Here is a 24,362-nt window from a genome sequence, read left to right as displayed (position 1 = left end):
AGTGATTCCAAAACATTCATAACCCTTCAGGAGACAAACACCATGCAACACAGCCGACGAAACTTCATCCACTACTGCACGGGTCTTGCCGTGAGCGGTGTGGCGCCGTGGGCACTGGCCAATGCCGGCCAGTATCCCGACAAGACGATTCGCATCATCATCCCCTACCCCGCAGGAGCCGCCACGGACAACCTGGGCCGACTCGCCGGGCAAGCCTTGCAACAGGCGCTGGGGCAATCCGCCATTGCCGACAACAAAGGCGGCGGCGGCACCACCATAGGCACACGTGAGCTGGCACGTTCAGCACCTGATGGCTACACCTTGGGCATGGTGGACAGCAGCTTCACCATCAACCCCGGTCTGCTCGGCGCACGCCTGGCCTACGACACACAAAAAGACTTCACCCCGATCTGCCTCATCGCCACGGCGCAGTTCGTCTTGGTGACGCACCCTTCCGTCGGCGCCAAAGACCTGGCGGGCTTTCTGGCAAAGGCCAAGGCAGAACCCGGTGCGCTGGCCTACGGCTCTGCAGGCATTGGCAGTGGCCCACATCTGGCAGGCGAACAGTTGGCGCAGCAGGCCGGCCTGCAGGTCACGCACATCCCCTACAAAGGCGGCGGCACGGTGATCACCGACCTGCTGGGGGGCCAGGTGCAATTTGGCTTTGCCACCGTGCCGACCCTGGCCGAGCACATCAAGGCGGGCAAGTTGAAGGCGCTTGCCGTCACCGGCCCCAAGCGCTCACCACTGCTTGCTGATGTGCCGACTTTTGCTGAAGCTGGCCTTGCGGGTGTGGACACCATGCCGTTGTTTGGTCTGGTCGCGCCCAAGGGCGTACCCGCTGCCGTCGTCGAGAAAATCAGCAGCGTGTTGAGAACATCGATTCGCCAGGGCGAGATGCAGGCCAAGCTCAAATCCATGGGTTTCGAGCCTATAGGCAGCACGCCGCAGGAGTTCTCTCAACGCATCACCGAGGAAATTGCGAAGTGGACGGAGGTGATTCGCAAAGGCAAGATTCAGCCAGAGTAGCGCTGCTGGCCTACGACGCAGCCCTTAACCGCAGCCCTTAACTCTTGAGGGTAGCCGGGTCCACGGCGGAGCCGCTGCGCACCACCTTTTGGTCGCCGTTTAACACCACGGTGAACAGCATGGCCGCGCCGTGTTCGTCTTGCCAACGCCAGTCCCACTCGGTTTCGTTGCGCAGCTTGAACGGCGTCACTTTGGCCGGTTTGCCCAGCAGCTTGCGCAGGTCTTCCATGGCCATGCCGGGTTGCACCTGAGCAAAGTAACGCGGCCCAAGCACTTGGCGCAGCGCGGCCATCTTGCCGTCCGGGCCTATGGTGATCATGTAGTTCTTCTGGCCCGCGGGTTGGCGGTTGTATTCAAATACCCGGCCTTCGGGTGAATCCCAGACGTTTTCGGGCTGGCCAAAACGCGCCACCACATCGGCCTCGGTGGCCACGCCCTCTTCCAGTTCCTGTATGCGCTGGTTGTCGCAAGCGCCCAACGACAACAGAAAAGCCAAAATACCCATGCGGATTGCCCTCGTCATCTTTTGACCCCCGTAAAATGGCGCGATTCAAAGAGGTTCAAGTTTATGTCGATCTTTCGTCGCCCCGATTACAAGTCCGAAGCCACCCTGTTCATCCAGGACCTCAAGGCCGCCAAGCCTGAACTGGAAGCACAACAACTCGCCGGTCGCGCCCTGCTGTGGGACAAAAAGGTCGATCGCGCGGCCTGGAGCGAATACCGCGAAGCCGAAGTGGCGCAAAAGCCCTACGTATACCAAACCAACGCCGATTGATTTGTCCGCTGATGATCTTCAGCATCAAACTGGCATCCTGAGCTTGCTGCCATTGCGACAGCAGCTCCGTATTCAATAGCAAAATGAGCAACGCAGCGGAAGCTTCCGCCGAGCACGGCCTGCCGGCCGCCGCCACGGCAGCGGACAGCCTGATGCCGCACGTGATCGACCAGGTGGCGTTGGCACGGCTGTATGGCGAGCCGCTGTTTGCCATGCCGCAAGACCTGTACATCCCGCCGGATGCGCTGGAGGTGTTTCTCGAAGCCTTCGAGGGGCCGCTGGACTTGCTGCTCTACCTGATCCGCAAGCAGAACTTCAACATCCTCGACATCCCCATGGCCGGGCTCACGCGGCAATACCTCAGCTACGTGGACGAGATCCGCAGCCGCAACCTGGAACTCGCGGCCGAGTACCTGCTGATGGCGGCCATGCTGATCGAGATCAAGTCGCGTATGTTGCTGCCGCCGAAACCTTCGGCCGACGGTGAAGAGGCCGAAGATCCGCGTGCCGAGCTGGTGCGCCGCTTGCTCGAATACGAGGAGATGAAGCTCGCCTCGACCCGGCTCAACGCGTTGCCGCAATACGGGCGCGACTTTCTGAAGGCCCAGGTCTACATAGAGCAATCGCTGCAACCACGTTTTCCGGATGTCGCCCTGGTCGACCTGCAGGAAGCCTGGCGCGACATCCTGAAGCGTGCCACGCTGGTGCAACACCACAAGATCAGCCGCGAAGAACTCTCGGTGCGCGAGCACATGAGCCAGGTGCTCAAGCGCCTGCAAGGGCGCAAGTTTGTCGAGTTTGAAGAACTCTTCGACCCCGCACGTGGCATGGCGGTGCTGGTGGTGACCTTCATCGCGCTGCTAGAACTCGGCAAGGAAACGCTGATCGAGATCATCCAGGCCGAAGCCTTTGCGCCGATCTACGTGCGGCTGGCCTACTCGCCGGTTTAAGCCTCTACGCTCAGCCCAGGAAGTGCTTGCGGTAACGCGCAGGCAGGTCGCCAATGCGCATCAGCATGGGCAGGTCGGCGGTATTGAAGTCTGGGTCCCAGGCGGGCGCGCCCAGCACCTTGGCGCCCAGGCGCAAGTAGCCTTTGATCAACGCGGGCGGCTCTATGTCTAGGCTGCTGTCGAGTTGCTCCACCGGCAGCGGCAGGCGTGGCAGGACGTGGTGCTCGATCGGCGCCAGGTGGGTTTCGCGCAACTGCCGCCAGATGCTGGCCGCCGCATCGCCGCTGACCACACCGTTGTGCAGCATGGGAATGCTGGCACAACCGACCATGGTGTCGAGTTGGTTGCGCACCATGAAGTCGGCCAGCGCGCCCCACAGCGCCATGATCACGCCGCCCTGGCGGTAGTCTGGGTGCACACAGCTGCGGCCCAGTTCCACCATGCGGTTGCGCAGGCTGCGCAGGCGCACCAGATCGAACTCGGTGTCGCTGTAGGTGCTGCCGACACGGCGCGCCTGCACCGGCGTGAGCACGCGGTAGGTTCCCACAACGGCATGGGTTTCAGCGTCGCGCACGATCAGGTGTTCGCAGAAGTCGTCGAACAAATCAACGTCGTGGCCGGGCACGCTGGTCGACAGGCGTGCACCCATCTCGTCCGCAAACACGCTGTAGCGCAAACGCTGGGCTTGGCGCACCTCATCGTGGTGCTGCGCCCAGCTCACCTTGATGCCGTGGCGCTGCGCCTGGGTTTCGGCTTCGGCCTTGCGGCTGATGGGCGCCACGATGGGCTGCGTTGGTGGCTGAATCATGGGTTGCATAAGCGCCGGAATTTGCGGGCGTGTGGGTGGGACGGTTGTGCTGTGCAGGCTGGGACGCATGGCGCGGCGCAGCAGCGAGGCCGGCGTGATGCTGGCCAGAGAGAAGGTCGGAATGGGCAGCTCGTTCATGGTCGGCTCCATACACGTTGGTGTGCGTTGTTGGAATTTTTCCGGATGCAGGACACCCGGCGCTGCCACGAGTCTGGCAAGCCTGCATGACATCAAGATGTGGGTTTTATGAAGCAAACGTGACAACCGCACTCGGCCGCACGCGGGCCCAGCCGGTTACTTCACGTGTTCACTGCACGCGCTGGCTTCAGGCGCTTACTTGACGCGCTGCTTTTCCAGCTTGCGCGCCAGCGTGCGCCGGTGCATGCCGAGGCGACGCGCGGTCTCGGAGATGTTGAAATCGGTTTCCGCCAGGGTTTGGTGGATACGCTCCCATTCCAGCGTCTTGATGGAGCTGGCGCGGTTTGTCAGCTCGACCTCGGTGTTGCCGGTCACGGCGCCAAAAGCGGCCTCGATGTCGTCGGTGTTCGAGGGCTTGGCCAGGTAATGGCAGGCGCCCAGCTTCACCGCCTCTACCGCAGTGGCAATACTCGCGTAACCGGTCAGCACCACGATCAGCATTTCTTGCGCGTGCAGGTGCAGCATCTGCACACAAGCCAGGCCCGAGGCTTCACCGTTGAGCTTCAGGTCGACCACGGCAAAACCCGGCGTGTGCTGTTGCAGCAAACGTGTCACCTCTTCCAGGCTGGAGGCGTGCAGCACACGGTAGCCGCGGCGTTCAAACGAACGTTGCAGGGTACGCGCAAAAGCCGCGTCGTCTTCGACGATCAGCAACAGGCGCTCTTCGGCAGCTTCCACAGAAACGGGGATGGGCATTGTCATGGCCTCAATTGTCGGTGATCGTGATAGCCCGCAACGGCAACGTGACCACCACCGATGCGCCACCCAAGGGCCGGTTCAGCGCCTGCACCTTGCCCCCCAGCGTGCGCACCACATTCACCACCAGGAATAGTCCCAGGCCGGCGCCAGGCCGACCTTTGCTCGACTGGTAGGGCTTGCCAAGCTGCTTGATCATGTCGGCAGAAAAGCCACGCCCCTGGTCGGACACGGTGAGCTGCAAGTCGTCGCCAATATGCTCGGCTTCCAGGCTGACCCATTGGGGCGACGCTTCCTGGGCGTTGTCCAGCAGGTTGTAGAGCATCTGCTGGAACACCGAGTCCGCCACCATGGGCAGGTCTTCACCAAAGTAGTTGCGGTAGACCAGTGTGATGGCCGGGCGCGTGGTGCGCCATTCGTCCACCAGGTCGTCGAGAAAGGTGGCGATGGTGGTGGCCTCGGACGATTCGCCACGCGCCTCGCCCAGCGACAACAGGATGCCACTGACAATGGACTTGCAGCGCTGCAGCTGGATCTGCATCTCGCTGATTTCCTGCAGCAGCTCGGGCTCTTCGGTGAACGGCGCCATGTGTTGCCAGTCGCCCAGAATCACCGACAAGGTGGCCAGCGGTGTCCCCAGTTCGTGCGCCGCGCCAGAGGCCAGCAAGCCCATGCGCACGATGTTGTCCTCTTCGGCGGTGCGTTGGCGCAGGTCGGCCAGATGCTGGTCACGCTCGCGCAGGTTGCGGTTGATACGTGTGATGAAGGTCACCAGCAGCGCCGCATTCAAGGTAAAACACACCAGCATGCCCTGGATGTAGGGGCTGAAGATGCCGCCCTCGAAACCATGGCCTGGCGGCAAGATCAGCGGGCGTGACACCAGCGCCAGCCCCACCAGACAGCCGCTGGTGATGGCCACAATCGTCCAGGTCGACCAGGGCTTGAGCAGCACCGCGCCCAGGATCACCTGCAGCAGGTAGAGGTAGACAAACGGGTTGGTGACACCGCCGCTGAGGTAAAGCTGCGCCGTGAGGATGGCCACATCCACCAGCAGCGCAAAAAACAGCTCCTGGTTGCTCACCCGGCGATGTGTGCGCCAGCGCATGAAGCTGGCGAAGTTGAACACCAGCAGGCAGCCCAGCACCGCAAACATCGCATCCAGCGGCAGCTGTATGCCGTACACATAGTGCACGGCGTTGATGGTCATCACCTGCCCGGCGGCGGCCATCCAGCGCAGCTCTATGAGCTGCAACATGTTTTTGTGGCCGGTTTCGTTGTCCAGACCGGCCACGGCGGCCGGAGCGGGCTGTGATGCGGGTTCGGCCTCGGGAGTTTGCGCGCGGACGTCCAACATGCCAGTCATTGTCACCTGGCGGGCGTTGGCGCCGGGCTGCCGCGTTGACGGCGCTCATGGCGCACAACCAAGACCGTGGCGCCCACCACCATCAAAGCCAGGCCAAACCAGGTCAGTGCATAAATGAGGTGGTTGTTCTTGAAGCTGATCACGGTGAGTCCGGCCACCGGCCACTGCGGCACCGCCAGCCCGCGTGGCGCTGCAGAGTCGGCATCGGCATCGACAAAATAAGGCGCCAGGTTTTGCAGCTGGCGCGCGGCGCCAATCGCCGCCACATCGCGTGAATACCAAAGGTCGGCCGCCGCATCGTTATGGCGCAAGAAGCCACCACCCGGCTCGGTGAAACGCAGCAAGCCGTTCAGCGTCACCAGGCCGGCCACTTCAGGCACTTGCCGCGCGGCACGCGCGCGTGCCGATGGTGGCACAAAGCCACGGTTCACCAACACCGTACTGCCATCGGCCAGCTGCATGGGGGTGATGACCCAGAAGCCGCTGCCCAACTCGGTCACGGCCTGCACCAGCGCTTCACGCTCGTATAAAAACATGCCTTGCAGGCGCACATGGCGGTACTCGTCATTGGCCACCGAAAGTGTGGGCCATTGCGCAACGGCGGGCGCCGGTACGGCCGCCGCATGTACACGCCGGTCAACCCGTTCGATCAGGTCGAGCTTCCAGGCACGGCGCTGTACCTGCCAAAGGCCCAGCGACATAAAACCGGCAAAAAGCGCCAGGGCCAGCAGCGCCAGTACGATGCGTACCCATGGCGCACGAGGAGCCCTCGAAAGGGCTCCTTTTTCTGCTTCAGAGCCAGCGGCTGCGGCCGCTGGCGGTGTGGCCTTGACCAATGTCGGTTAAGGCATGTTGCGCATTTCGTGCGCGGACACCGGCATCATGTTGGTGTTGAGGTGGAACATCACCCACAACGAGCCGGCCATCGTGATCACCACCAGCACCACGGTGAAGATCAGCGCCAACATGTTCCAGCCGCCCTCGGACTTGGTGTTCATGTGCAGGAAGTAAATCATGTGCACCACGATCTGCACTGCCGCAAACGCCAGCACCACCAGCGCGGTACGGCCTGAACTGCCGAGCACGTTGTTCATCACCAGCCAGAACGGAATGGCGGTGAGGATGATGGACAGCACAAAACCAATGGCATAACCCTTGAAGGTGCTGTGGCTTTCGCCACCATCGTGGTGGTCGTCATGGTGGTCACCATGGTCGCCATGGCCGTGCGAAGAATGTTCGTTGTGTGCGCTCATGGCAGCACTCCCATCAGGTAGACAAAGGTAAACACACCAATCCAGACCACGTCCAAGAAGTGCCAGAACATCGACAGGCACAGCAGGCGGCGCTTGTTGGCGCCAGTCAGGCCGTGTTTGCCAACCTGGAACATCAACACCACCAGCCAGATCACACCGAAGGTGACGTGCAAGCCGTGGGTGCCCACCAGCGCGAAGAACGAGGACAGGAATGCGCTGCGTTGCGGGCCGGCGCCTTCATGGATCAAATGCATGAACTCAAACATTTCCAGGCTCAGAAAGCCCAGGCCAAACAAGCCGGTGATGCCCAGCCAGATCAGCGTGGCCTTGACGTTTTTCTTCTGCATCTCCAGGATGGCGAAGCCATAGGTGATGGAAGACAGCAGCAGCATCGCGGTGTTGGCCGCCACCAGTGGTAGGTCGAACAGATCGGCGCCCGAGGGGCCGGCGGCGTAGCTGCGGCCAAGCACGCCATAACAGGCGAAGAGCACAGCGAAGATCAGACAGTCGCTCATCAGGTAGAGCCAGAACCCCAACAGGGTGCCGTTCTCCGGATGGTGCTCGGTGGTCTGGTAATAACGCTCGCTATTGGTTGCAGCAGCGGCTGCGGTCGCGGGAGCGCCCACGGCGCTGGAGTAGGTGGTAGCAGTCATATCAGGCAAGCTTGGCCAACAGGCGGGTGCGTTCACCTTCCACACGCACGACTTCGTCGGCGGAGATGTGGTAATCGCGCTTGTAGTTAAACGTGTGAATGATGGCGGCGGCGATCAGCACAAAGAAGCTCACGCCAGCCAGCAACCACATCTGCCAGATCATGGCAAAACCAAACACCGCGCTCAGGCCGGCCAGGATGAGGCCGGCACCGGTGTTCTTGGGCATGTGGATAGGGATGAAGCCTGCCGTGGGTCGCACAAAACCATGCTGCTTCATGTCCCACCAGGCGTCGTTGTCGTGCACACGTGGCGTGAAGGCGAAGTTGTAGGCCGGTGGTGGCGACGAGGTCGACCATTCCAGCGTGCGGCCATTCCATGGATCACCAGTGTGGTCACGCAACTCTTCACGCTTCATGAAGCTCACCACCAGCTGGATCAGGAAGCAGCCAATGCCCAGGGCAATCAGCACCGCACCGAAAGCAGCGATCTGGAACCAGATCTGCAGCGAGGCGTCTTCAAAGTGGTTGACACGACGGGTCACGCCCATCAGGCCCAGCACATACAGCGGCGTGAAGGCAAACCAGAAGCCCACCAGCCAGAACCAGAAGGACATCTTGCCCCAGAACGCGTCGAGCTTGAAGCCGAAGGCCTTGGGGAACCAGAAGTTGATGCCGGCAAAGGCACCGAACACCACGCCGCCAATGATCACGTTATGGAAGTGGGCGATCAGGAACAGGCTGTTGTGCAGCACGAAGTCGGCAGGTGGCACGGCCAGCAACACGCCTGTCATACCACCGATGGTGAAGGTCACCATGAAGCCAATCGTCCACATCATGGGCACGTCATAGGTGATGCGGCCACGGTACATGGTGAACAACCAGTTGAAGATCTTCGCCCCGGTGGGGATGGAGATGATCATGGTGGTGATACCAAAGAACGCATTCACGCTGGCACCGGAGCCCATGGTGAAGAAGTGGTGCAACCACACGATGTAAGACAGGATGGTGATCACCACCGTGGCGTACACCATGGAGGTGTAGCCGAACAGGCGCTTGCGCGAGAAGGTGGAGACGATTTCCGAGAAGATGCCGAACACTGGCAAGACCAGGATGTACACCTCAGGGTGACCCCAGATCCAGATCAGGTTGACGTACATCATGGCGTTGCCGCCGAAGTCGTTGGTGAAGAAGTTGGTGCCCACGTAGCGGTCCAGCGACAACAGCGCCAGCACGGCCGTCAGCACCGGGAAAGCGGCCACGATCAGCACGTTGGTGCACAGCGAGGTCCAGGTGAACACCGGCATCTTCATCAGCGTCATGCCGGGCGCGCGCATCTTCACGATGGTGGCGATCAGGTTGACCCCCGAGAGCAGTGTGCCCACCCCCGCAATCTGCAGCGACCAGATGTAGTAATCCACCCCCACGTCCGGACTGTGCAAGATGCCCGACAGCGGCGGATATGCGAGCCAGCCGGTCTTGGCGAATTCACCAACGAACAACGACGCCATCACCAGTGCGGCGCCGCTGGCGGTCATCCAGAAGCTGAAGTTGTTCAGGAACGGGAAAGCCACGTCGCGGGCGCCGATTTGCAACGGCACGACGAAGTTCATGAAGCCCGTCACAAACGGCATGGCCACGAAGAAGATCATGATCACGCCGTGAGCGGTGAACACCTGGTCATAGTGGTGCGGTGGCAGGAAGCCGGCATTGTCGCCAAAGGCGATGGCCTGTTGCGCACGCATCATCAAAGCGTCGGCAAAACCACGCAGCAGCATCACGATCCCGAGGATCATGTACATGATGCCGATCTTTTTGTGGTCAATGCTGGTGAACCACTCGCGCCACAGGTAGCCCCACAGCTTGAAGTAGGTGATGGCACCAATCAGCGCAGCCCCGCCCAGCAGCACACCAATGAAGGTGACGATGAGGATGGGCTCATGGAAAGGAATGGCGTCCCACGAGAGGCGGCCAAAAATGAGCTTGGTAAGGTCTAGGTTGTCGAACATCGTGGGTGCTGACGTCAAAAGTAATGCGCCGACAAGGTCGGCGCGGAATCGAAAGAAGTGTGCGCAGGCATTACATGCGCTGCGTCGTCACGGGTGCAGCAGAAACCGCGCCGGTGGGGTTGTCGACAGTGCACATGGCACCCACATAGTTCTTCACGGGAGCATCGGTGATGCCCAGACGTTCGCGGGTCGCCGCGTCCAACGTCGCCACATTAAACGTGCCGGGCTTGCCCTGGCCACCTTCCATGTCTATGGCCATCATTTCACGCATACACATGCGGTTGGCTTCGACACAGCGGTTCAGAATGGCTTCGTACAGGCCGTCGGCCACGGTGGCATAGTGCTGCACCGGGTTGCGTTCGCTGGGTTGCTCCAGCTTCAGGTAGTCGTCTCGGCTCAAGGCCACACCGCTGCCCTTGGCTTTTTGCACCCAGGCTTCGAAGTCGTCGTGGCCCAAGCCATGGAAGCGGAAACGCATGCCGGAAAAGCCGGCTCCGCTGTAGTTGGCCGAAAAGCCTTCAAAGTTGCCCGGCTTGTTGATCACCGCATGCAGCTTGGTTTCCATGCCCGGCATGGCGTAAATCTGCCCTGCGAGTGCCGGAATGTAGAACGAGTTCATCACCGAGGAGGCCGTGATCTTGAACTGGATCGGGCGATCGACAGGCGCGGCCACCTCATTGATGGTCGCAATGCCTTGCTCGGGGTACAAGAATAGCCATTTCCAGTCGAGCGCCACCACTTCCACCACCAAAGGCTTGACATCGGCGGGAATGGGCCGCTGGGCGTCAATACGGTCCAGCGGACGGTAAGGGTCCAGCTTGTGGGTGCTGATCCAGGTCAAGGCGCCCAGCGCAATAATGATCAGCAGGGGTGCGGCCCAGATGATCAATTCCAGTTGTGTAGAGTGATCCCAGTCGGGAGAGTACTCAGCCTCGGCTGCGGCGTTGGATTTACGATACCGCCAGGCAAACCACAGCGTCAAAAAGATGACGGGCACAATGATCAGCAGCATCAGCACGGTGGAGATGATGATCAGATCTCGTTGCTGTGCTGCCACATCACCGGAAGGATTCATCACCACGGCATTGCAGCCAGCCAGCAAAGCGACCAGGGGCAGCACTAGCAGTCCGCGTAAGTTCTTTAGGAATTGCATGCAGACTCAAAAATAAAGCGTGACAGGAGATGGGCGGTAATCTACTCTTAACTCAGCTTTAAGGCGAGTGGACGTTTTGTCCTAGTGTCCAGGCATTAGTGCAATAGGCAACACCCCTGATAGCGGAAAAAAGCGTAATTCAATAGAAAACAAGTCATGGCAAGCCATGTCAAGTGCAAAGGGAGACGTTATTTATGACCAGCATTACGCAAACCCCCGCAGCTCCACTGCCCACAGGAGTGCAAATCGGCCATGCCACAGGTGACCACGATGACATCAACGTCTCTCCCGGCGACATCGCCGTGGGTGTGGTGATAGGCCGCGCATCCGAATATTTTGACTTTTTTGTCTACGGCATCGCTTCGGTGCTGGTGTTTCCGTCCCTGTTCTTCCCTTTCGAGCCCCGACTGCAGGGCATCTTGTTTTCCTTCGTGGTGTTTTCGTTCGCGTTTATCGCGCGCCCCATAGGCTCCATCGCCTTTATGGCGATACAGCGGCACTGGAGCCGCGAAACCAAGCTGACCATCGCCCTCTTTCTGCTGGGCACATCCACGGTTTGCATCGCCTTCTTGCCGGGTTACGCCAGCATGGGGGTCTCGGCCATCGTGCTGCTATCCGTGCTGCGGTTCGTGCAAGGCATAGCGCTGGGCGGATCGTGGGACGGCATGCCGTCGCTGCTGGCCCTGCATGCACCTGAAGAAAAGCGCGGCTGGTACGCCATGCTCGGCCAACTCGGCGCACCGATTGGCTTTGTGCTGGCGGCCGGCATGTTTGCCTATCTTTATGGCAGCCTGGAGACCATTGATTTTCTGAGCTGGGGCTGGCGTTATGCCTTCTTCGTCGCCTTTGCGGTCAACGTGGTGGCGCTGTTTGCGCGGTTGCGCCTGGTCATGACCAACGAGTTTGAACACATGCTGGCCGAGCGTGAACTGGTGCCCACACCGGTGACCGACCTGCTGCGCGACCAGGGCAGCAATGTGCTGATTGGCGCCTTTGCCCCCTTGGCCAGCTATGCGCTGTTTCACCTGGTGACGGTGTTCCCGCTGTCGTGGATCCTGTTGTATTCGGATCAATCGATCAGCGGATTTCTGATGGTGCAGATTGTCGGTGGCGTCTTGGCCGGCATTGCCATCGTGATCTCCGGCCTGATTGCCGACCGCTTTGGCCGGCGCCACGCGCTGGCCTATCTGGCCATTGCCATTGCCGTCTTCAGCGGCTTTGCCCCCACCCTGCTGGACGGCGGCAAACTCGGTCAGGACGTGTTCATCCTGATAGGCTTCATTCTGCTGGGCTTGTCCTACGGCCAAGCCACGGGTGCCGTGACCGCCAACTTCACATCCAAGTACCGCTACACCGGCGCCGCCCTGACCTCCGACCTGGCCTGGCTCATTGGCGCAGCTTTCGCGCCGCTGGTGGCGCTTGGTTTGTCGGCCCACTTTGGTTTGGGTTATGTGAGCTTGTATCTGTTGTCTGGTGCCGTTGGCACACTGGCGGCACTGGCCATGAACCGCCACCTGGGCAAACGCGAGTAAGCCGTTCGGTTAAACGCCACAACAAAGGGGACTTCGAGTCCCCTTTTTTGTGCCTGAAAATGGCGTACTTTCAATTTCACAAACAGCCCATGAAATTCGCCACCTGGAACGTCAACTCCCTCAGCGTGCGCCTGCCGCAAGTGATCGATTGGCTGGCCGCCAACCCGGTGGATGTGCTGGCCCTGCAAGAAACCAAACTGACGGACGACAAGTTCCCCGCTGCTGCGCTGGCCGAAGCCGGCTACCAGGCCCAATGGTTTGGCCAGAAAACCTATAACGGTGTAGCCCTGCTCACCCGCGCCCCGGTGACCGACGTGGTGCGCAACATCCCGGGTTTTGACGATGAACTGGCACGTGTGATCACCGGCACCACGGCCGATGGCGTGCGTGTCATCGGCGCCTACTTCCCCAACGGCCAGGCACCGGGCACGGAGAAGTTTGAATACAAGATGTATTGGCTCCGCGCCCTGCGCGACTGGGTCAAGGCCGAGATGGCGCAACACCCCAAACTGGTATTGATGGGCGACTACAACATCACGTTCGACGACGCCGATGTGTGGGACCCGGTGCTGCTCAAGGACACCATACATTGCACGGAAGAAGAGCGCTACCACCTGCGCGCACTGATAGCCCTGGGCTTGCACGACGCACACCGGCTGTTCCCGCAGCCCGAAAAAAGCTTTTCGTGGTGGGACTACCGCGACTTTGGCTTCCGCCGCAACCGCGGCCTGCGCATCGACCACATTCTGGTCAGCGAGGCGCTCAAAGCCCAGGCGTCGGCTTGCCTGATCGACAAGCTGCCACGCAAAAACGAACGCCCCAGCGACCACACGCCCGTGGTGCTGACGCTGGCGGTTTAAATCCACAGGATCACAACAACGGCCAAGCAAGCGGCAAGGCACTGAGCTCGAGGAGTCGCAGGCGCTGCAGAAGCGCGGGTTCGGGCAACCCACAGCTTCCCAGAGCCCCGCTGCGACCTTGAGGCCACACATTCAGCGTCATCCGCGGCTGCCGCAATGCTGAGTAAAACCATAGCTACTCAGGCATATGCAGCAAGCCTGAATAGCGCTTTTCCTTCACGCCATCGACAACGCCCTAGCGACTGCTACTCCAGGCCGAGTTCCTGGATCTTGCGCGTGATGGTGTTGCGCCCTATACCCAGTTTTTGCGCCGCCTCGATGCGCCGGCCACGGGTGTTGTGCAGCGCCGTGAGAATCAGCTTGGACTCGAAACGACGCGACAACACGTCCCACACATCATTGCGGTCGGTGCCCAGCAGCTCCAGGGCTTCGGCCTCCAGGCCGGCCTCCCAGCTGGTCGATACCGCGCCAACTGCAGGCACAGCCACGGCGTGCAACGTGGCCACTCGTTCGGCCAATACATCGGCGCCAACCAGGCCCTCAGCCTCGGGGGCGGCCGACGAGAAAGCATCCGAGCCCACGCCGCTCAGCACTGCTGGCGACGATGGCACATGGCCCAGGCGGGCATTGCTGGCCAGGATATCGGGCGTGCCCGTCACCTCAGGCGGCAAATCCTTGCCTTCAATCACTTGCGCCGGCGCCATCACGGTGAGCCAGTGGCAGACGTTTTCCAGTTGGCGCACATTGCCCGGAAAGCTGAACTGCTGCAGCTGCGCCAGCGCAGCGTCGGAAATACGCTTGGGTTCCACACCCAACTGCTTGGCGCTTTGCTGCAGGAAGTGGCGCGTGAGCATGGGCACGTCTTCCGTGCGCTCGCGCAGCGCGGGCAGGCGCAGACGGATCACATTCAGACGGTGGAACAAGTCTTCGCGGAACACGCCGTCCTTGACACGCTGCTCCAGGTTCTGGTGGGTAGCGGCGATCACACGCACTTGCGCCTTGACGGCGTTGTGCCCGCCGACGCGGTAAAAGTGGCCGTCGCTCAGCACCCGCAGCAAACGCGTTTGCAGGTCGAACGGCATGTCGCCGATTTCGTCCAGAAACAGCGTGCCACCATCGGCCTGTTCAAACCGGCCACGGCGCATGGTTTGTGCGCCGGTAAAGGCGCCGCGTTCATGGCCGAAGAGTTCGGATTCGAGCAGGTCTTTGGGAATGGCCGCGGTGTTGATGGCGACGAACGGGCCGTTGGCACGCGGCGAATGTTTGTGCAGCGCACGCGCCACCAGTTCCTTGCCCGAGCCGGATTCGCCGGTGATCATCACCGTGACATTGCTCTGGCTCAAGCGGCCTATGGCACGGAACACGTCCTGCATGGCGGGCGCCTGGCCCAGCATTTCGGGCGCGGCAGCCATGCGTTCTTCGGCCACCTCTTCGCGCTGGCTCTCTTCCACCGCACGGCGAATCAACTCCACCGCCTTGGGCAGGTCGAATGGTTTCGGCAGATATTCAAAGGCGCCGCCCTGGAACGCGGAAACCGCGCTGTCCAGGTCGGAGAACGCCGTCATGATGATCACCGGCAGGCCGGGATGCATTTCCTTCACCTGGCTCAACAGGTCGAGTCCGGAGCCGCCGGGCATGCGAATGTCGCTGACCAGGATTTGTGGGCCGTCTTCGTCGGTGGCCGTCTCTAGTGCCTGCAGCACCTCGCGTGGATTGGTAAAGCTGCGCGTGGGCAGGTCTTCGCGCAAAAGCGCTTTCTCCAGCACGAAACGGATGGACTGGTCGTCATCTACTATCCAGATCGGTTTCATGTGTTTTGTCACCTCGGGTCGTACCGCCCCGTTGGTCTGAAGACTAACTAAGGCAGTGGTATCAATATCTTGAAGTCCGTGCGGCCAGGAACACTTTCACATTCGATCAAACCGTGGTGCTGCTGCACAAAAGTCTGAGCCAGGGTGAGACCTAGTCCAGAGCCTCCCTCTCTACCCGACACCAGCGGATAGAAAATACGGTCCTTGATCGACTGCGGTACTCCTGGACCGTTGTCGATGACATGCAATTCCAGTGCCAAGCGGTAGCGCTGTTTGCCAAACGTCACCTGGCGCGCAATACGCGTGCGAAAAACGATCTCACCGTCACCGGCTTCAATGCGGTCCACCAAGGCCTGGGCGGCGTTGTGTGTGATGTTGAGCACCGCCTGTATGAGCTGCTCGCGGTCGCCGCGAAACTCGGGCACCGAAATGTCGTAGTCGCGCACCACCTTCAGGCCACGCGGAAACTCCGCCAGGATGAGTGAACGCACACGCTCACACACCTCATGGATGTTGACATCGCCCACCACGTGCGGGCGGCGGTGTGGCGCAAGCAGTCGGTCGACCAGGCTTTGCAGGCGATCCGCCTCGTGGATGATGACCTGGGTGTACTCTATGAGTTCGCGCGACTCGATCTCCATCTCAAGCAACTGCGCTGCACCACGAATGCCACCCAGCGGGTTTTTGATCTCGTGCGCGAGGTTGCGGATCAACTCCTTGTTGGCCTGCGCCTGGTCGATGAGGCGCTCTTCGCGGTCTTGTTTGGCCTGCTGCTCTTGCGGCAGCAACTCCACCACCACCTGGCCCGGCAGCTCGGTTTGCGCCAGGATCACATGCACGGGCATGGGCTCCTGGTTCAGACGCTTGAGCCAGGCGTCGTAACGCAGGGCGGCAAATTCGTTGCTGCCGGCACCTTCCAAGGCGTTCTGCAACAGGTGGGGTTCGGTAAAGCAGTCCTGAAACTGCGTGCCTTCGATGGTGCGACGCGACAGGCCCAGCATGTCTTCCAGAGCCGCATTGGCGAACAGCACAACACCATCACTTTGCAGCACGGCCACCAGCGTGGCCAACATGTCAAAGGACTGAAAACGCGCGTGGGGTTGGTCGGTTTTATTCAACAAATTTACCGGTGAAGAACGGGGCTCAGCGTGACGAAGGAAGCCGCGACAGCTCGCGCTGCAGGCTGGCGATTTCGGCGTCGGCGCGGTCTATGGAGGCCTTGAGTTCAGCCACGCGATCCAAGTATTTTTGGTAGTTGCGGGTTTCGGGGCCCAGCTTGTCGGGCTCGCCGTTGTTGTATTCCTTGAGCAGATCACCGCGCCGCGTCTCGGCCTTTTTCAGCTCGGACTCCAGAATCATGCGTGCATCGGAATCGCGTGCGCGCTGGTCGGCGTTGTCGACCCGCTGGCCGGCACTGGGGGCCCGCACCGGCGCCGGGCTCGCCGCGCTGCCGCCGCTGGTGCGCGGCGTCTGGATGACGGTGACGTTGCCACCTTCGACCAACTTGCAGCCGCGGGCTTGCGCATCCTTGGCGTCTTTGACGGCGTTGGTGTATTCGTTGCCACAACGGTAGACGCTGGCCTGCGCCAACACCGGCAGAGCCGAAACAGAAAGGGCTAAACCCAGGAACGCAACAACAACAGGTTTCATGCTTGTAAAAACACCAGGGATGCCTACCAACTGAAAAGCAGAACGCTAGAAAGCAGCACCTCAATAAAAAAGGACGGCGGGCGCCGTCCTTTTGAGATCACCACTACAGCCAGAAGTTGCAGCGGTAAGCAGGTGCCATTACAGCGAATAATACATGTCGAATTCGACTGGATGGGTGGCCATGCGGAAACGCGTGACTTCTTGCATCTTCAGTTCGATGTAGGCGTCGATGTAGGAATCGGTAAACACGCCGCCCTTGGTCAAGAACGCACGGTCCTTGTCCAGGTTTTCCAGGGCCTGGTCCAGGCTGTGGCAAACCGTTGGGATCAGCTTGTCTTCTTCGGGTGGCAGATGGTACAGGTCCTTGCTGGCGGCTTCGCCAGGATGGATCTTGTTTTCCACGCCGTCCAGACCAGCCATCAGCAGAGCCGAGAAGCCCAGGTATGGGTTCATCAGTGGATCTGGGAAACGTGCTTCCACGCGACGGCCCTTGGGGTTCGCCACAAAAGGAATACGGATCGAGGCCGAGCGGTTCTTGGCCGAGTAAGCCAGTTTCACAGGGGCTTCAAAACCGGGGACCAGGCGCTTGTAGCTGTTGGTGCCGGGGTTGGTGATGGCGTTCAAGGCACGAGCGTGCTTGATGATGCCGCCGATGTAGTACAGAGCGAACTCGGACAGGCCAGCGTAGCCGTCGCCTGCGAACAGGTTCTTGCCGTCTTTCCAGACCGACTGGTGCACGTGCATGCCGGAACCGTTGTCGCCCACGATGGGCTTGGGCATGAAGGTCGCGGTCTTGCCGTAGGCGTGGGCCACGTTCTGGATCACGTACTTTTGCAGTTGCACCCAGTCAGCGCGCTGGATCAGCGTGCTGAACTTCGTGCCCAATTCCATTTGGCCGGCGTTGGCCACTTCGTGGTGGTGCACTTCAACCGGAATGCCCAGGCTTTCCAGGATCAGACACATTTCCGAGCGCATGTCTTGGAAGCTGTCGACTGGTGGCACTGGGAAGTAGCCGCCCTTGACGGCAGGACGGTGACCCGTGTTGCCGTGTTCGAATTCTTTGCCTGTGTTCCAAGCAGCTTCTTCGGATTCGATCTTGACGAAGCAGCCGGACATGTCGTTTTGCCAACGCACGCCGTCAAAAACGAAGAATTCTGGTTCTGGTCCGAAGTAAGCGGTATCGCCCAGGCCGGAAGCCTTCATGTAGGCTTCGGCGCGCTTGGCCAGGGAACGTGGATCGCGCTCGTAGGCCTTGCCGTCGGCAGGATCGATCACGTCGCAGGTCAGGATCATCGTCGTTTCTTCGAAGAAAGGATCGATGTTGGCGGTGTTGGGGTCGGGCATCAATTGCATGTCCGAAGCTTCAATGCCCTTCCAGCCAGCGATGGAAGAACCGTCGAAAGCGTGGCCGGAAGAGAATTTGTCTTCGTCGAAATGCGAGACCGGCACCGTCACGTGCTGTTCCTTACCGCGGGTATCGGTGAAGCGGAAGTCAACAAACTTGACTTCGCTTTCCTTCACCATCTTCATCACATCAGCGACGGTCTTTGCCATCAAAATCTCCTGGTTGGGGGGTTGCGAAAATTAAACCACGGTGCCTAGGATGCAGTTTTTATGCCAAACCGGTGCACCGCGAACTGCGACAAACTTCGGCCAATACCGACGAATTTGCCGCTATTTGCCATCACATGAGGGCCCCACTGCGGGTCATCCCTCGTGTCAGGGTTTGATTTGCACATTTTTGGTGCAAATCGTCAAATAAATCCATCTTGGTGCATTTTAGGTGCGCACCAATTCAGGGCCAAGTTTGACGTCGAATCGGGACAGTCCTTCCAGTAGCGCGGGGTAGGCCGCAGCCACCACCTCGGGCGGCCCTTTGACGCCCAACTCGATGTGCCGCCCATGCTGCGGGTGGTCCACGCTGGGCAGGCTGAATACTTTTGCCAGCGGATGGTTTTGTTCAATCGATTCCATCAGCGGTGTGAGTGTGGCTTCCATGCCGCCAAACACCACGATGGATTTTTCGATCCAGGCATCACGCACAAACAGCGCCGGGTAATACTGGTCAAGCACCCAGGCCATCATCGGCCAGGCCATCACCGGAAACCCCGGCACAAAGTGCACGTGGCCAACGCTGAAGCCCGGAATCTTGTTGTAGGGATTGGGAATGATGCGCGCACCCTGCGGAAACACCCCCATGTTGAGCCGGTGTACGTTGTCGGCACGCTCGGGCTCGAAAGCTACGCCCTGCTCTGCTGCCGTGTCGCGCATACGCTCGGTGATCAAGGCTTTGGCTTCAGGGTGCAGTTCCAGCGGGCGCTGCAAAGCCTTGGCCGCACATTGGCGGGTGTGGTCGTCAGGCGTGGCACCAATGCCGCCGGTGGAGAACACCACGTCGCCCGAGGCAAAGGCGCGCGCCAGCGTGGCCGTGATGCGCTCGGGCGCGTCACCCACGTATTCGGCGTAGTCGAGATGCAGCCCACGCTCGCCCAGCAACTCTATGGTCTTGGGCAGGTGTTTATCGGCACGTTTACCAGAGAGGATTTCGTCGCCGACGATGATCAAACCGAACTTGGGTGGCCGCGCAAAACCAGGCGCGGACTCTTCCGTGGTTTCAGTTGTTCTGGGGGTCTGATAGTCCGTTGGCATGGGATAGCGGCGGCAAGCCGCCTATTGAATCGTTTGAAGTGTTGTTGAGGTTGACGCTACGCGCCGGGTCCTGCAAGCGCATGGCCTGCAGCGCCGCCAACACATAGTGGGCGTACCACAGCGCGGAAAACGCAAACACCAAGGTGTAGATCCAGATCGCCATCGGGGCGAGGATCACGAAAGCCGCGGCAAACAAGGCCCCGGACACCCACAGCAGGCTGGGCGCGGCGCCGAGATAACCACTGATGACCCCCATCAGCAGCAGCGCACCGGTGTGGCGCTTGAGCAGCGCCAGGCGCTCGGGACGGCTGGCGTGTTCGGCCAGGACGTCATAAGTCATGACGCGGTAGGTCAACCAACCCCAGATCAACGGCGGCAAGATCAGAATCAAGGGTGGCACCAACCACAACGGCACCGAAACAATCAGCGCCACCAGCGCAATCAGCGTGGAACTCAGCGACCACCACACGCTGCCCAGAAAAGTGCCGCCACGCTTTTTTTCCAGCAGCGGAAAACGCCGCTCGGCCACCAGGCGCACCATGGCCGGCGCCATCATGATGGACACCACCAGCACCGAAAAGATGACGATCAGCGGCGTGACCGTGAAGATGACGATCAGCGGCGCCAGGCTGACCTTCAGCGCGCCAAGGCCCATGCCTTCCAGCCAGGCCCAAAGCTTGGTGGTCCATTCCGCCGAATCGAGCAGGCTGCGCACCTGGTCGAGCGACATGTCCCAGAAAAAGTAACCCAGCGCCGTCGACAAGGCCACCATGAACACCAGCGGCAACAGCGACAACGCAATCACGCGCGGGTGCAGGCAATAACCAGCCGCGCGCCAAAAAGAGTCGAGGAACAAACGCATGGCGCGAGCATAACCCGAGCCGTATGAAACCGTGATGGCTGGTCAAACAGCTTTACCGGGTTTGCCTTGGGGCGCGTGGCGTTCAGCCGCGCCCGAACAGCCGCGCCAGCCCCAGCCACTGCTGGCGCCAGAAGCCTTCGCCGTAGTCGCGTACACCGCCTGGCCCGGGCTCGACCTGGTCGCGGATGCCGGTGGGATCAAATCGCAGCTCGAAGTTGGCGGTGCGAAACAACATGTCCCACCAGGGCAGCAACACACCGAAGTTGTGGCCGCCCAGCGTGCTCGCACCAGCCGATTCGTGGCCTATGCCTATGCTGTGGTGCAAGCGGTGAAAGCGCGGGCTCACCCACAAACGCTCGCCTATGCGGCCAAACCACACGCGTAGATTGGCGTGGTGCAGGTTTTCGCTGAGCTGGGTCAGCGCCACCAGCGCAATGAACTGCCCCGGCCCGACCCCCACCAACTGGGCCACCACCACCACGATGAGGTCGTGGATGACGTCGTCCAGCAGGTGGTTGCGGCTGTCGCTCCACATGGTCATCTGGCGCTGCGAATGGTGCAAGGCATGCAGCGACCACCACCAATTGAAGTGATGCTGGCCACGGTGGATCAGGTACTCCAGCAGGTCAAACGCCAGCAGATAAATGATGAAGCTGACCCAGGCGGTGTCGCTCACCCCGGGCCAGATGCCATCGAGGTGAAAGGTGCTCAGGCCGCTCAAGCGCAGCCAGCCGAAGATGTCGTCCATCATGGGCTCCAGCGTCAGGAACAAAGCCACACGGAACAAACCCAGGCGGTGCACCACGGTGTAGAGCATGTCGATGCGGATGGCGCGGCGGTCGGTCACCGGCTCCACCGGGCGCCAGCGCTGCAGCGGCCCGATCACCGCCAGCAACACGGCGATCTGCAGCAGCCCCACCAGCAACCAGCCGGTGCCGGTGAAGGCGTCCTCCACCCAGCCGCCCAGACCCACGCCATACACCAGTGGCTGCACCACGGTTTCAAACAACCATTGCTGCGCCAGCGCAAACCCATCCGTCAACGTGTCCATGATTTGATTGTCCGGCAGGACTGGTTACTTTGTTTTGACGGGGGTCACTGCCACCACAGGATGCGCTTTGATCCAGGCGCTGTAAGCCGGGTGCTCACGCAAGGTGGCAAAACAGAAGCCTCGTTCTTTCAGGCCAACGATCAGCGGCTCCAGCACCGCCGGTGCCCATGGGTCTTTGCGCGACCAGATGCCCAGGTGCGCCAGCAGGATGTCCCCGGAGCGGATGTCGCGCAGCGCCTTTTGCAGCAGCGCCGCATTCGGGTAAGCCTCGCTTGGCAGCTCATCACCCAGGAACCCCGCCGGAGCCCAGCCCACATGCGCGTAACCGCAAGACTTGGCAGCAGCCAGCAATTGCGGCGAGGTTTTGCCCCCCGGCGCACGGAACAGCGGCAGCGGCGGCTGGCCTGTCATGTCTTGCAGGCGTTTTTCAGAGCGGCCGATTTCTGCGCAATATTGTTCGGCGCTCCAGACCTGTTCACGGCCCTCGTCGGGCCCGGCGGAAGAGCGCATCTTGAAGCGCACCGGGTCGCCCTTCTGAGCCGCTTTCACGTCGCCGCGCCAATACACATGGTCAAACGTGTGGGATGCAAACGCATGGCCTTCGGCAGCACGTGCCTTCCACCACGGCGCCCAGTCCTTGCCCAGACTGCCGTCGCCGGTCTGGGTGCGTTCGTTGGCACCGAAGAAGGTGACCTTGACCTGCTGGCGGTTCAACACTTCGGCCACCAGCGGCGCAATGGCCATGTGACCGGTGTCAAACGTCAGGTAAACCGGCTTCTCGCAGGCATCAGAGGCAAAAGCGGCTCCGGCGCTGATGGATAGTGCCCAAGCAGCTATATTTACCGTAGCACGCAAGACACTTCTCATACACAACTCAACGGGGTGTGTGGTCCAGCGTCCAGACGCCGTGCGGCGATTTGCCGACCTTCACCTGGCGCTCCACCTGGCGCGTCTCGGTGTTGATCACGGTGAGCTTTTTCGCCCAGCGCGAGGTCACAAAAATGTACTTGCCATCGGCCGACACATCCATACAGTCCGGGCCACCCGGCGCGGGGTAGTTGGCCACCACCTGCAAGCTCTGCAGGTCTATCTTGCTGATGGTGTTGGCCACGCGATTGCTCACAAAAACGTGGCGTTTGTCGCCGGCCGCACGAAACGCGTGGGCGCCACGGCCGGTGGGAATCACACGCACACGCTGCGGTGTTGCGCCGGAAACGTCGTACACCTCGACCGCGTCGCTGCCGGTCAAGCCGATCAGCAGCTGTTTGTCGTCCGCCGTGCCAAACACGTCGGCCGGCATGGCGCCGGTGGGCGTGCGCCACTTGATGGTCTGGGTGGCGATGTCGATGGCGACCAGCTCATCGCTGTCCTGCATGGTCGAATAAATGGTGCTGCTCTTGCTGTCTATCCACAAATGGCTTGGCGTTTTGCCCGTGCCCACACGTTTCACCAGCTTGATGTTTTCACCATCCCACTGGTAAATATCGATGTGGTTCAAGCGGTTGGCGGCGGTGACGAACCACTTCATGTCGGGCGAGAAGCGCAACTGGTAGGGGTCGACGATGCCACGCACCGTGCGCTGCACCTGGGCGGTACGCGGGTCGATGAAGGTCAGCGAGTCGGCCAGGGCGTTGGCGATCACCAGCGACTTTTCATCGGGCGTGAGGTACAGGTGATGCGGTTCCTTGCCGGTGGGGATACGCGCGGTCTCGGTCCAGGTTTTGGGGTCGATCACGCTGACGTCGGCGTCGAGCGAGTTGAGCACAAACAGCGGATGTGTGAGCTTGGTTTCCGCAGCGGCGGCCGGGAACGCATACAACACGGTGGCGCAAGCCACGCTGACCATTTTGGCCATCAATCGAACGGAAAACTTCACGCGGAACACCAGGGTTGGAGACAAACATCAAGTGTAGCCGCGCCAACCCGGGCCGGGATGTAAGAGCCTGTTCATACTCTATTGAGGGCCGCGTCGAGGTGCAATCGGGATGAGTTGGCTGTCAGAGACCGCAGCATGGGCTCTCTGCCCATGCAAGGGCTTTGGCGGGCAAATCGCCCGATTTCACCTCAACCCGCAGGGCAAATGGTCTTTCGGGCGAGCTGCGTCGTTGCCAAACCAGCCAAGGCACTAGCCTTGGCTTGGGTTTGACGCCTCGCATCTCATCCCGAACCACCATTTGCGCGGCCCCCAATAGAGTATGAACAGGCTCTAACAACTTTTGGCCTGATTTGAGGCTGATCAAGGAGCCACGGCCACCGGGTCCATTCCGGTACGGCGCACCGTGGCCGCCGCTGCGGGCGAGGCCAGGTAGCGAATCAGATGCCGCGCCGCCTCGGGCTGCTTGGCGCCGACCATCACGCCGGCCGAGAAAAAGATGGTCTGCTGCACCTCCTGTGGCAAGGGGCCGACAAAATCGAGGTTTTTGAAGGGCAGCAACTCACTCACCTGCTGGAAGCCGATTTCCGCATCACCCCGCTCCACCACCGTGCCCACACGTTCGCTGAAGATCTTCTTCGCCTTGTCTTTCACCTGCTCGGCCACGCCCAGGCGCTGGAACAGCTCGGTCGACAAATAGGTGCCGCTGGCGCTGGCCGAATAGGCGATGGACTTGGCGTCCAGCAAGGTCTGGCGCAGTGCCGCCACGGTGCTGATGTCGGGCTTGGGTGTGCCCTTGCGCACCGACATGCCAATGATGGAACGCGCCAGGTCCACCCGGCTGCCCGGCTCGACCTTGCCTTGCTTGATCAGATCATCCAGCGCTGAATCGGCCAGGATCACGATGTCGAACTGTTCACCACGCGCCAGGCGGCTGGGAATCGAGTCGGGCGCGTTGCCTATGGACGCGCCGTACGCCGTCGTCACCTTGTGTTGGCTCGCCTGTTCATAAAGCGGCACCAACTGCTGGTAGGCCGCCGTGAAACCGCCAGAACTGATGACGTTGAGATCGGCCGCCGTGCTGGCGTGGTGGATACACAGCAGCAAGCTGGCGGCCAGCAGCACGCGCCGCGACACTTTCCGCAGAGTGCGTTGAACGGATGTTTGAATGAAGCTCATGTTTTGTCTCCT

Annotated in this window: 24 protein-coding genes; 5 read left to right on the top strand and 19 right to left on the bottom strand. The window is 60.8% G+C overall.

The features are described from left to right. Positions 1–42: 42 nt before the first annotated feature. Entirely contained in the window at positions 43–1,029 is a 987-nt protein-coding gene (locus tag ACFQ95_RS02950) for a Bug family tripartite tricarboxylate transporter substrate binding protein (protein ID WP_422829310.1), read from the top strand. Positions 1,030–1,066: 37 nt separating this feature from the next. On the opposite strand, the gene ACFQ95_RS02945 is transcribed toward ACFQ95_RS02950, so the two are convergent. Beyond that, entirely contained in the window at positions 1,067–1,552 is a 486-nt protein-coding gene (locus ACFQ95_RS02945; protein ID WP_422829309.1) for an outer membrane protein assembly factor BamE, read from the bottom strand. 45 nt (positions 1,553–1,597) lie between these two features. Here ACFQ95_RS02945 and ACFQ95_RS02940 point away from each other — a divergent pair, with 45 nt between their 5' ends. Continuing rightward, positions 1,598–1,804, top strand: coding sequence for a DUF3460 family protein (locus ACFQ95_RS02940; protein ID WP_422829308.1), 207 nt, complete (start codon positions 1,598–1,600; stop codon positions 1,802–1,804). Between the two features lie 83 nt (positions 1,805–1,887). Continuing rightward, positions 1,888–2,754 (top strand): segregation and condensation protein A, encoded by an 867-nt coding sequence (locus tag ACFQ95_RS02935; protein ID WP_422829307.1) that lies wholly within the window; start codon positions 1,888–1,890, stop codon positions 2,752–2,754. Between the two features lie 10 nt (positions 2,755–2,764). On the opposite strand, the gene ACFQ95_RS02930 is transcribed toward ACFQ95_RS02935, so the two are convergent. From ACFQ95_RS02930 to cyoA, 8 genes are all read right to left on the bottom strand, one after another. Continuing rightward, a complete protein-coding gene (locus tag ACFQ95_RS02930; RefSeq protein WP_422829306.1) occupies positions 2,765–3,700 on the bottom strand; it encodes a GNAT family N-acetyltransferase in 936 nt (311 codons plus the stop codon). 195 nt (positions 3,701–3,895) lie between these two features. Then, positions 3,896–4,456 (bottom strand): response regulator transcription factor, encoded by a 561-nt coding sequence (locus ACFQ95_RS02925; protein ID WP_422829305.1) that lies wholly within the window; start codon positions 4,454–4,456, stop codon positions 3,896–3,898. Between the two features lie 10 nt (positions 4,457–4,466). Next, positions 4,467–5,810 (bottom strand): ATP-binding protein, encoded by a 1,344-nt coding sequence (locus ACFQ95_RS02920; protein ID WP_422829304.1) that lies wholly within the window; start codon positions 5,808–5,810, stop codon positions 4,467–4,469. An 11-nt stretch (positions 5,811–5,821) separates the two neighbouring features. Continuing rightward, positions 5,822–6,655, bottom strand: a complete 834-nt coding sequence (locus tag ACFQ95_RS02915) for an SURF1 family protein (RefSeq protein WP_422829303.1) — start codon at positions 6,653–6,655, stop codon at positions 5,822–5,824. 6 nt (positions 6,656–6,661) lie between these two features. Next, positions 6,662–7,072 (bottom strand): cytochrome o ubiquinol oxidase subunit IV, encoded by a 411-nt coding sequence (gene cyoD, locus ACFQ95_RS02910; protein WP_422829302.1) that lies wholly within the window; start codon positions 7,070–7,072, stop codon positions 6,662–6,664. Further along, entirely contained in the window at positions 7,069–7,725 is a 657-nt protein-coding gene (gene cyoC / locus ACFQ95_RS02905; RefSeq protein ID WP_422829301.1) for a cytochrome o ubiquinol oxidase subunit III, read from the bottom strand. The genes cyoD and cyoC overlap by 4 nt, the downstream gene beginning before the upstream one ends. A gap of 1 nt (position 7,726) precedes the next feature. Beyond that, positions 7,727–9,730: a cytochrome o ubiquinol oxidase subunit I gene (cyoB, locus tag ACFQ95_RS02900; protein ID WP_422829300.1), complete on the bottom strand. Its 2,004-nt coding sequence runs from the start codon at positions 9,728–9,730 to the stop codon at positions 7,727–7,729. Positions 9,731–9,800: 70 nt separating this feature from the next. Continuing rightward, the gene (gene cyoA, locus ACFQ95_RS02895) at positions 9,801–10,883 is read right to left on the bottom strand and encodes a ubiquinol oxidase subunit II (RefSeq protein WP_422829299.1); all 1,083 of its coding nucleotides are present in this window, start codon (positions 10,881–10,883) and stop codon (positions 9,801–9,803) included. 194 nt (positions 10,884–11,077) lie between these two features. Between cyoA and ACFQ95_RS02890 the strand changes: the two genes are divergently transcribed. Then, entirely contained in the window at positions 11,078–12,415 is a 1,338-nt protein-coding gene (locus ACFQ95_RS02890; RefSeq protein WP_422829298.1) for an MFS transporter, read from the top strand. Between the two features lie 89 nt (positions 12,416–12,504). Then, on the top strand, positions 12,505–13,275 hold the full coding sequence (xth, locus tag ACFQ95_RS02885; protein WP_422829297.1) for an exodeoxyribonuclease III: 771 nt from the start codon (positions 12,505–12,507) through the stop codon (positions 13,273–13,275). Positions 13,276–13,520: 245 nt separating this feature from the next. Here the strand turns inward: xth and ntrC are convergent, their stop codons facing one another. The 10 genes from ntrC to ACFQ95_RS02835 form a co-directional block, all read right to left on the bottom strand. Next, positions 13,521–15,086, bottom strand: coding sequence for a nitrogen regulation protein NR(I) (ntrC, locus tag ACFQ95_RS02880; RefSeq protein WP_422829296.1), 1,566 nt, complete (start codon positions 15,084–15,086; stop codon positions 13,521–13,523). Between the two features lie 47 nt (positions 15,087–15,133). Then, positions 15,134–16,159, bottom strand: a complete 1,026-nt coding sequence (gene glnL, locus ACFQ95_RS02875) for a nitrogen regulation protein NR(II) (protein WP_422829544.1) — start codon at positions 16,157–16,159, stop codon at positions 15,134–15,136. Between the two features lie 70 nt (positions 16,160–16,229). Next, a complete protein-coding gene (locus ACFQ95_RS02870; RefSeq protein ID WP_422829295.1) occupies positions 16,230–16,736 on the bottom strand; it encodes a hypothetical protein in 507 nt (168 codons plus the stop codon). A 138-nt stretch (positions 16,737–16,874) separates the two neighbouring features. After that, a complete protein-coding gene (glnA, locus tag ACFQ95_RS02865; RefSeq protein WP_422829294.1) occupies positions 16,875–18,290 on the bottom strand; it encodes a type I glutamate--ammonia ligase in 1,416 nt (471 codons plus the stop codon). 225 nt (positions 18,291–18,515) lie between these two features. After that, positions 18,516–19,385 carry a competence/damage-inducible protein A gene (locus tag ACFQ95_RS02860; protein WP_422829293.1) on the bottom strand — a complete coding sequence of 290 codons (870 nt, stop codon included), beginning with the start codon at positions 19,383–19,385 and terminating at the stop codon, positions 18,516–18,518. Next, entirely contained in the window at positions 19,351–20,247 is an 897-nt protein-coding gene (locus ACFQ95_RS02855; protein WP_422829292.1) for an EI24 domain-containing protein, read from the bottom strand. Before ACFQ95_RS02855 ends, ACFQ95_RS02860 begins: the two co-directional genes overlap by 35 nt. 82 nt (positions 20,248–20,329) lie before the next feature. Then, a complete protein-coding gene (locus tag ACFQ95_RS02850) occupies positions 20,330–21,298 on the bottom strand; it encodes a sterol desaturase family protein (protein ID WP_422829291.1) in 969 nt (322 codons plus the stop codon). Positions 21,299–21,322: 24 nt separating this feature from the next. Continuing rightward, on the bottom strand, positions 21,323–22,165 hold the full coding sequence (locus tag ACFQ95_RS02845; RefSeq protein WP_422829290.1) for a polysaccharide deacetylase family protein: 843 nt from the start codon (positions 22,163–22,165) through the stop codon (positions 21,323–21,325). Positions 22,166–22,172: 7 nt separating this feature from the next. Then, on the bottom strand, positions 22,173–23,153 hold the full coding sequence (locus ACFQ95_RS02840) for a cytochrome D1 domain-containing protein (RefSeq protein WP_422829543.1): 981 nt from the start codon (positions 23,151–23,153) through the stop codon (positions 22,173–22,175). Positions 23,154–23,534: 381 nt separating this feature from the next. Continuing rightward, positions 23,535–24,350, bottom strand: a complete 816-nt coding sequence (locus tag ACFQ95_RS02835) for a substrate-binding domain-containing protein (protein ID WP_422829289.1) — start codon at positions 24,348–24,350, stop codon at positions 23,535–23,537. Positions 24,351–24,362: the final 12 nt, after the last annotated feature.

Source organism: Variovorax sp. HJSM1_2, assembly GCF_049316285.1.
GTDB lineage: Bacteria > Pseudomonadota > Gammaproteobacteria > Burkholderiales > Burkholderiaceae_C > Rhodoferax_B.
Note: the sequence above shows the minus strand (reverse complement) of the source record. Positions and strands in the feature narration are given on the sequence as shown.

Excerpts from the sequence above, each read along its gene's own strand:
- ACFQ95_RS02950 (WP_422829310.1), top strand. The coding sequence starts at position 43 with ATGCAACACAGCCGACGAAACTTCATCCACTACTGCACGGGTCTTGCC.
- ACFQ95_RS02945 (WP_422829309.1), bottom strand. The coding sequence starts at position 1,552 with ATGACGAGGGCAATCCGCATGGGTATTTTGGCTTTTCTGTTGTCGTTG.
- ACFQ95_RS02940 (WP_422829308.1), top strand. The coding sequence starts at position 1,598 with ATGTCGATCTTTCGTCGCCCCGATTACAAGTCCGAAGCCACCCTGTTC.
- ACFQ95_RS02935 (WP_422829307.1), top strand. The coding sequence starts at position 1,888 with ATGAGCAACGCAGCGGAAGCTTCCGCCGAGCACGGCCTGCCGGCCGCC.
- ACFQ95_RS02930 (WP_422829306.1), bottom strand. The coding sequence starts at position 3,700 with ATGAACGAGCTGCCCATTCCGACCTTCTCTCTGGCCAGCATCACGCCG.
- ACFQ95_RS02925 (WP_422829305.1), bottom strand. The coding sequence starts at position 4,456 with ATGCCCATCCCCGTTTCTGTGGAAGCTGCCGAAGAGCGCCTGTTGCTG.
- ACFQ95_RS02920 (WP_422829304.1), bottom strand. The coding sequence starts at position 5,810 with ATGTTGGACGTCCGCGCGCAAACTCCCGAGGCCGAACCCGCATCACAG.
- cyoD (WP_422829302.1), bottom strand. The coding sequence starts at position 7,072 with ATGAGCGCACACAACGAACATTCTTCGCACGGCCATGGCGACCATGGT.
- cyoC (WP_422829301.1), bottom strand. The coding sequence starts at position 7,725 with ATGACTGCTACCACCTACTCCAGCGCCGTGGGCGCTCCCGCGACCGCA.
- cyoB (WP_422829300.1), bottom strand. The coding sequence starts at position 9,730 with ATGTTCGACAACCTAGACCTTACCAAGCTCATTTTTGGCCGCCTCTCG.
- cyoA (WP_422829299.1), bottom strand. The coding sequence starts at position 10,883 with ATGCAATTCCTAAAGAACTTACGCGGACTGCTAGTGCTGCCCCTGGTC.
- ACFQ95_RS02890 (WP_422829298.1), top strand. The coding sequence starts at position 11,078 with ATGACCAGCATTACGCAAACCCCCGCAGCTCCACTGCCCACAGGAGTG.
- xth (WP_422829297.1), top strand. The coding sequence starts at position 12,505 with ATGAAATTCGCCACCTGGAACGTCAACTCCCTCAGCGTGCGCCTGCCG.
- ntrC (WP_422829296.1), bottom strand. The coding sequence starts at position 15,086 with ATGAAACCGATCTGGATAGTAGATGACGACCAGTCCATCCGTTTCGTG.
- glnL (WP_422829544.1), bottom strand. The coding sequence starts at position 16,159 with ATGTTGGCCACGCTGGTGGCCGTGCTGCAAAGTGATGGTGTTGTGCTG.
- ACFQ95_RS02870 (WP_422829295.1), bottom strand. The coding sequence starts at position 16,736 with ATGAAACCTGTTGTTGTTGCGTTCCTGGGTTTAGCCCTTTCTGTTTCG.
- glnA (WP_422829294.1), bottom strand. The coding sequence starts at position 18,290 with ATGGCAAAGACCGTCGCTGATGTGATGAAGATGGTGAAGGAAAGCGAA.
- ACFQ95_RS02860 (WP_422829293.1), bottom strand. The coding sequence starts at position 19,385 with ATGCCAACGGACTATCAGACCCCCAGAACAACTGAAACCACGGAAGAG.
- ACFQ95_RS02855 (WP_422829292.1), bottom strand. The coding sequence starts at position 20,247 with ATGCGTTTGTTCCTCGACTCTTTTTGGCGCGCGGCTGGTTATTGCCTG.
- ACFQ95_RS02850 (WP_422829291.1), bottom strand. The coding sequence starts at position 21,298 with ATGGACACGTTGACGGATGGGTTTGCGCTGGCGCAGCAATGGTTGTTT.
- ACFQ95_RS02845 (WP_422829290.1), bottom strand. The coding sequence starts at position 22,165 with ATGAGAAGTGTCTTGCGTGCTACGGTAAATATAGCTGCTTGGGCACTA.
- ACFQ95_RS02840 (WP_422829543.1), bottom strand. The coding sequence starts at position 23,153 with ATGGCCAAAATGGTCAGCGTGGCTTGCGCCACCGTGTTGTATGCGTTC.
- ACFQ95_RS02835 (WP_422829289.1), bottom strand. The coding sequence starts at position 24,350 with ATGAGCTTCATTCAAACATCCGTTCAACGCACTCTGCGGAAAGTGTCG.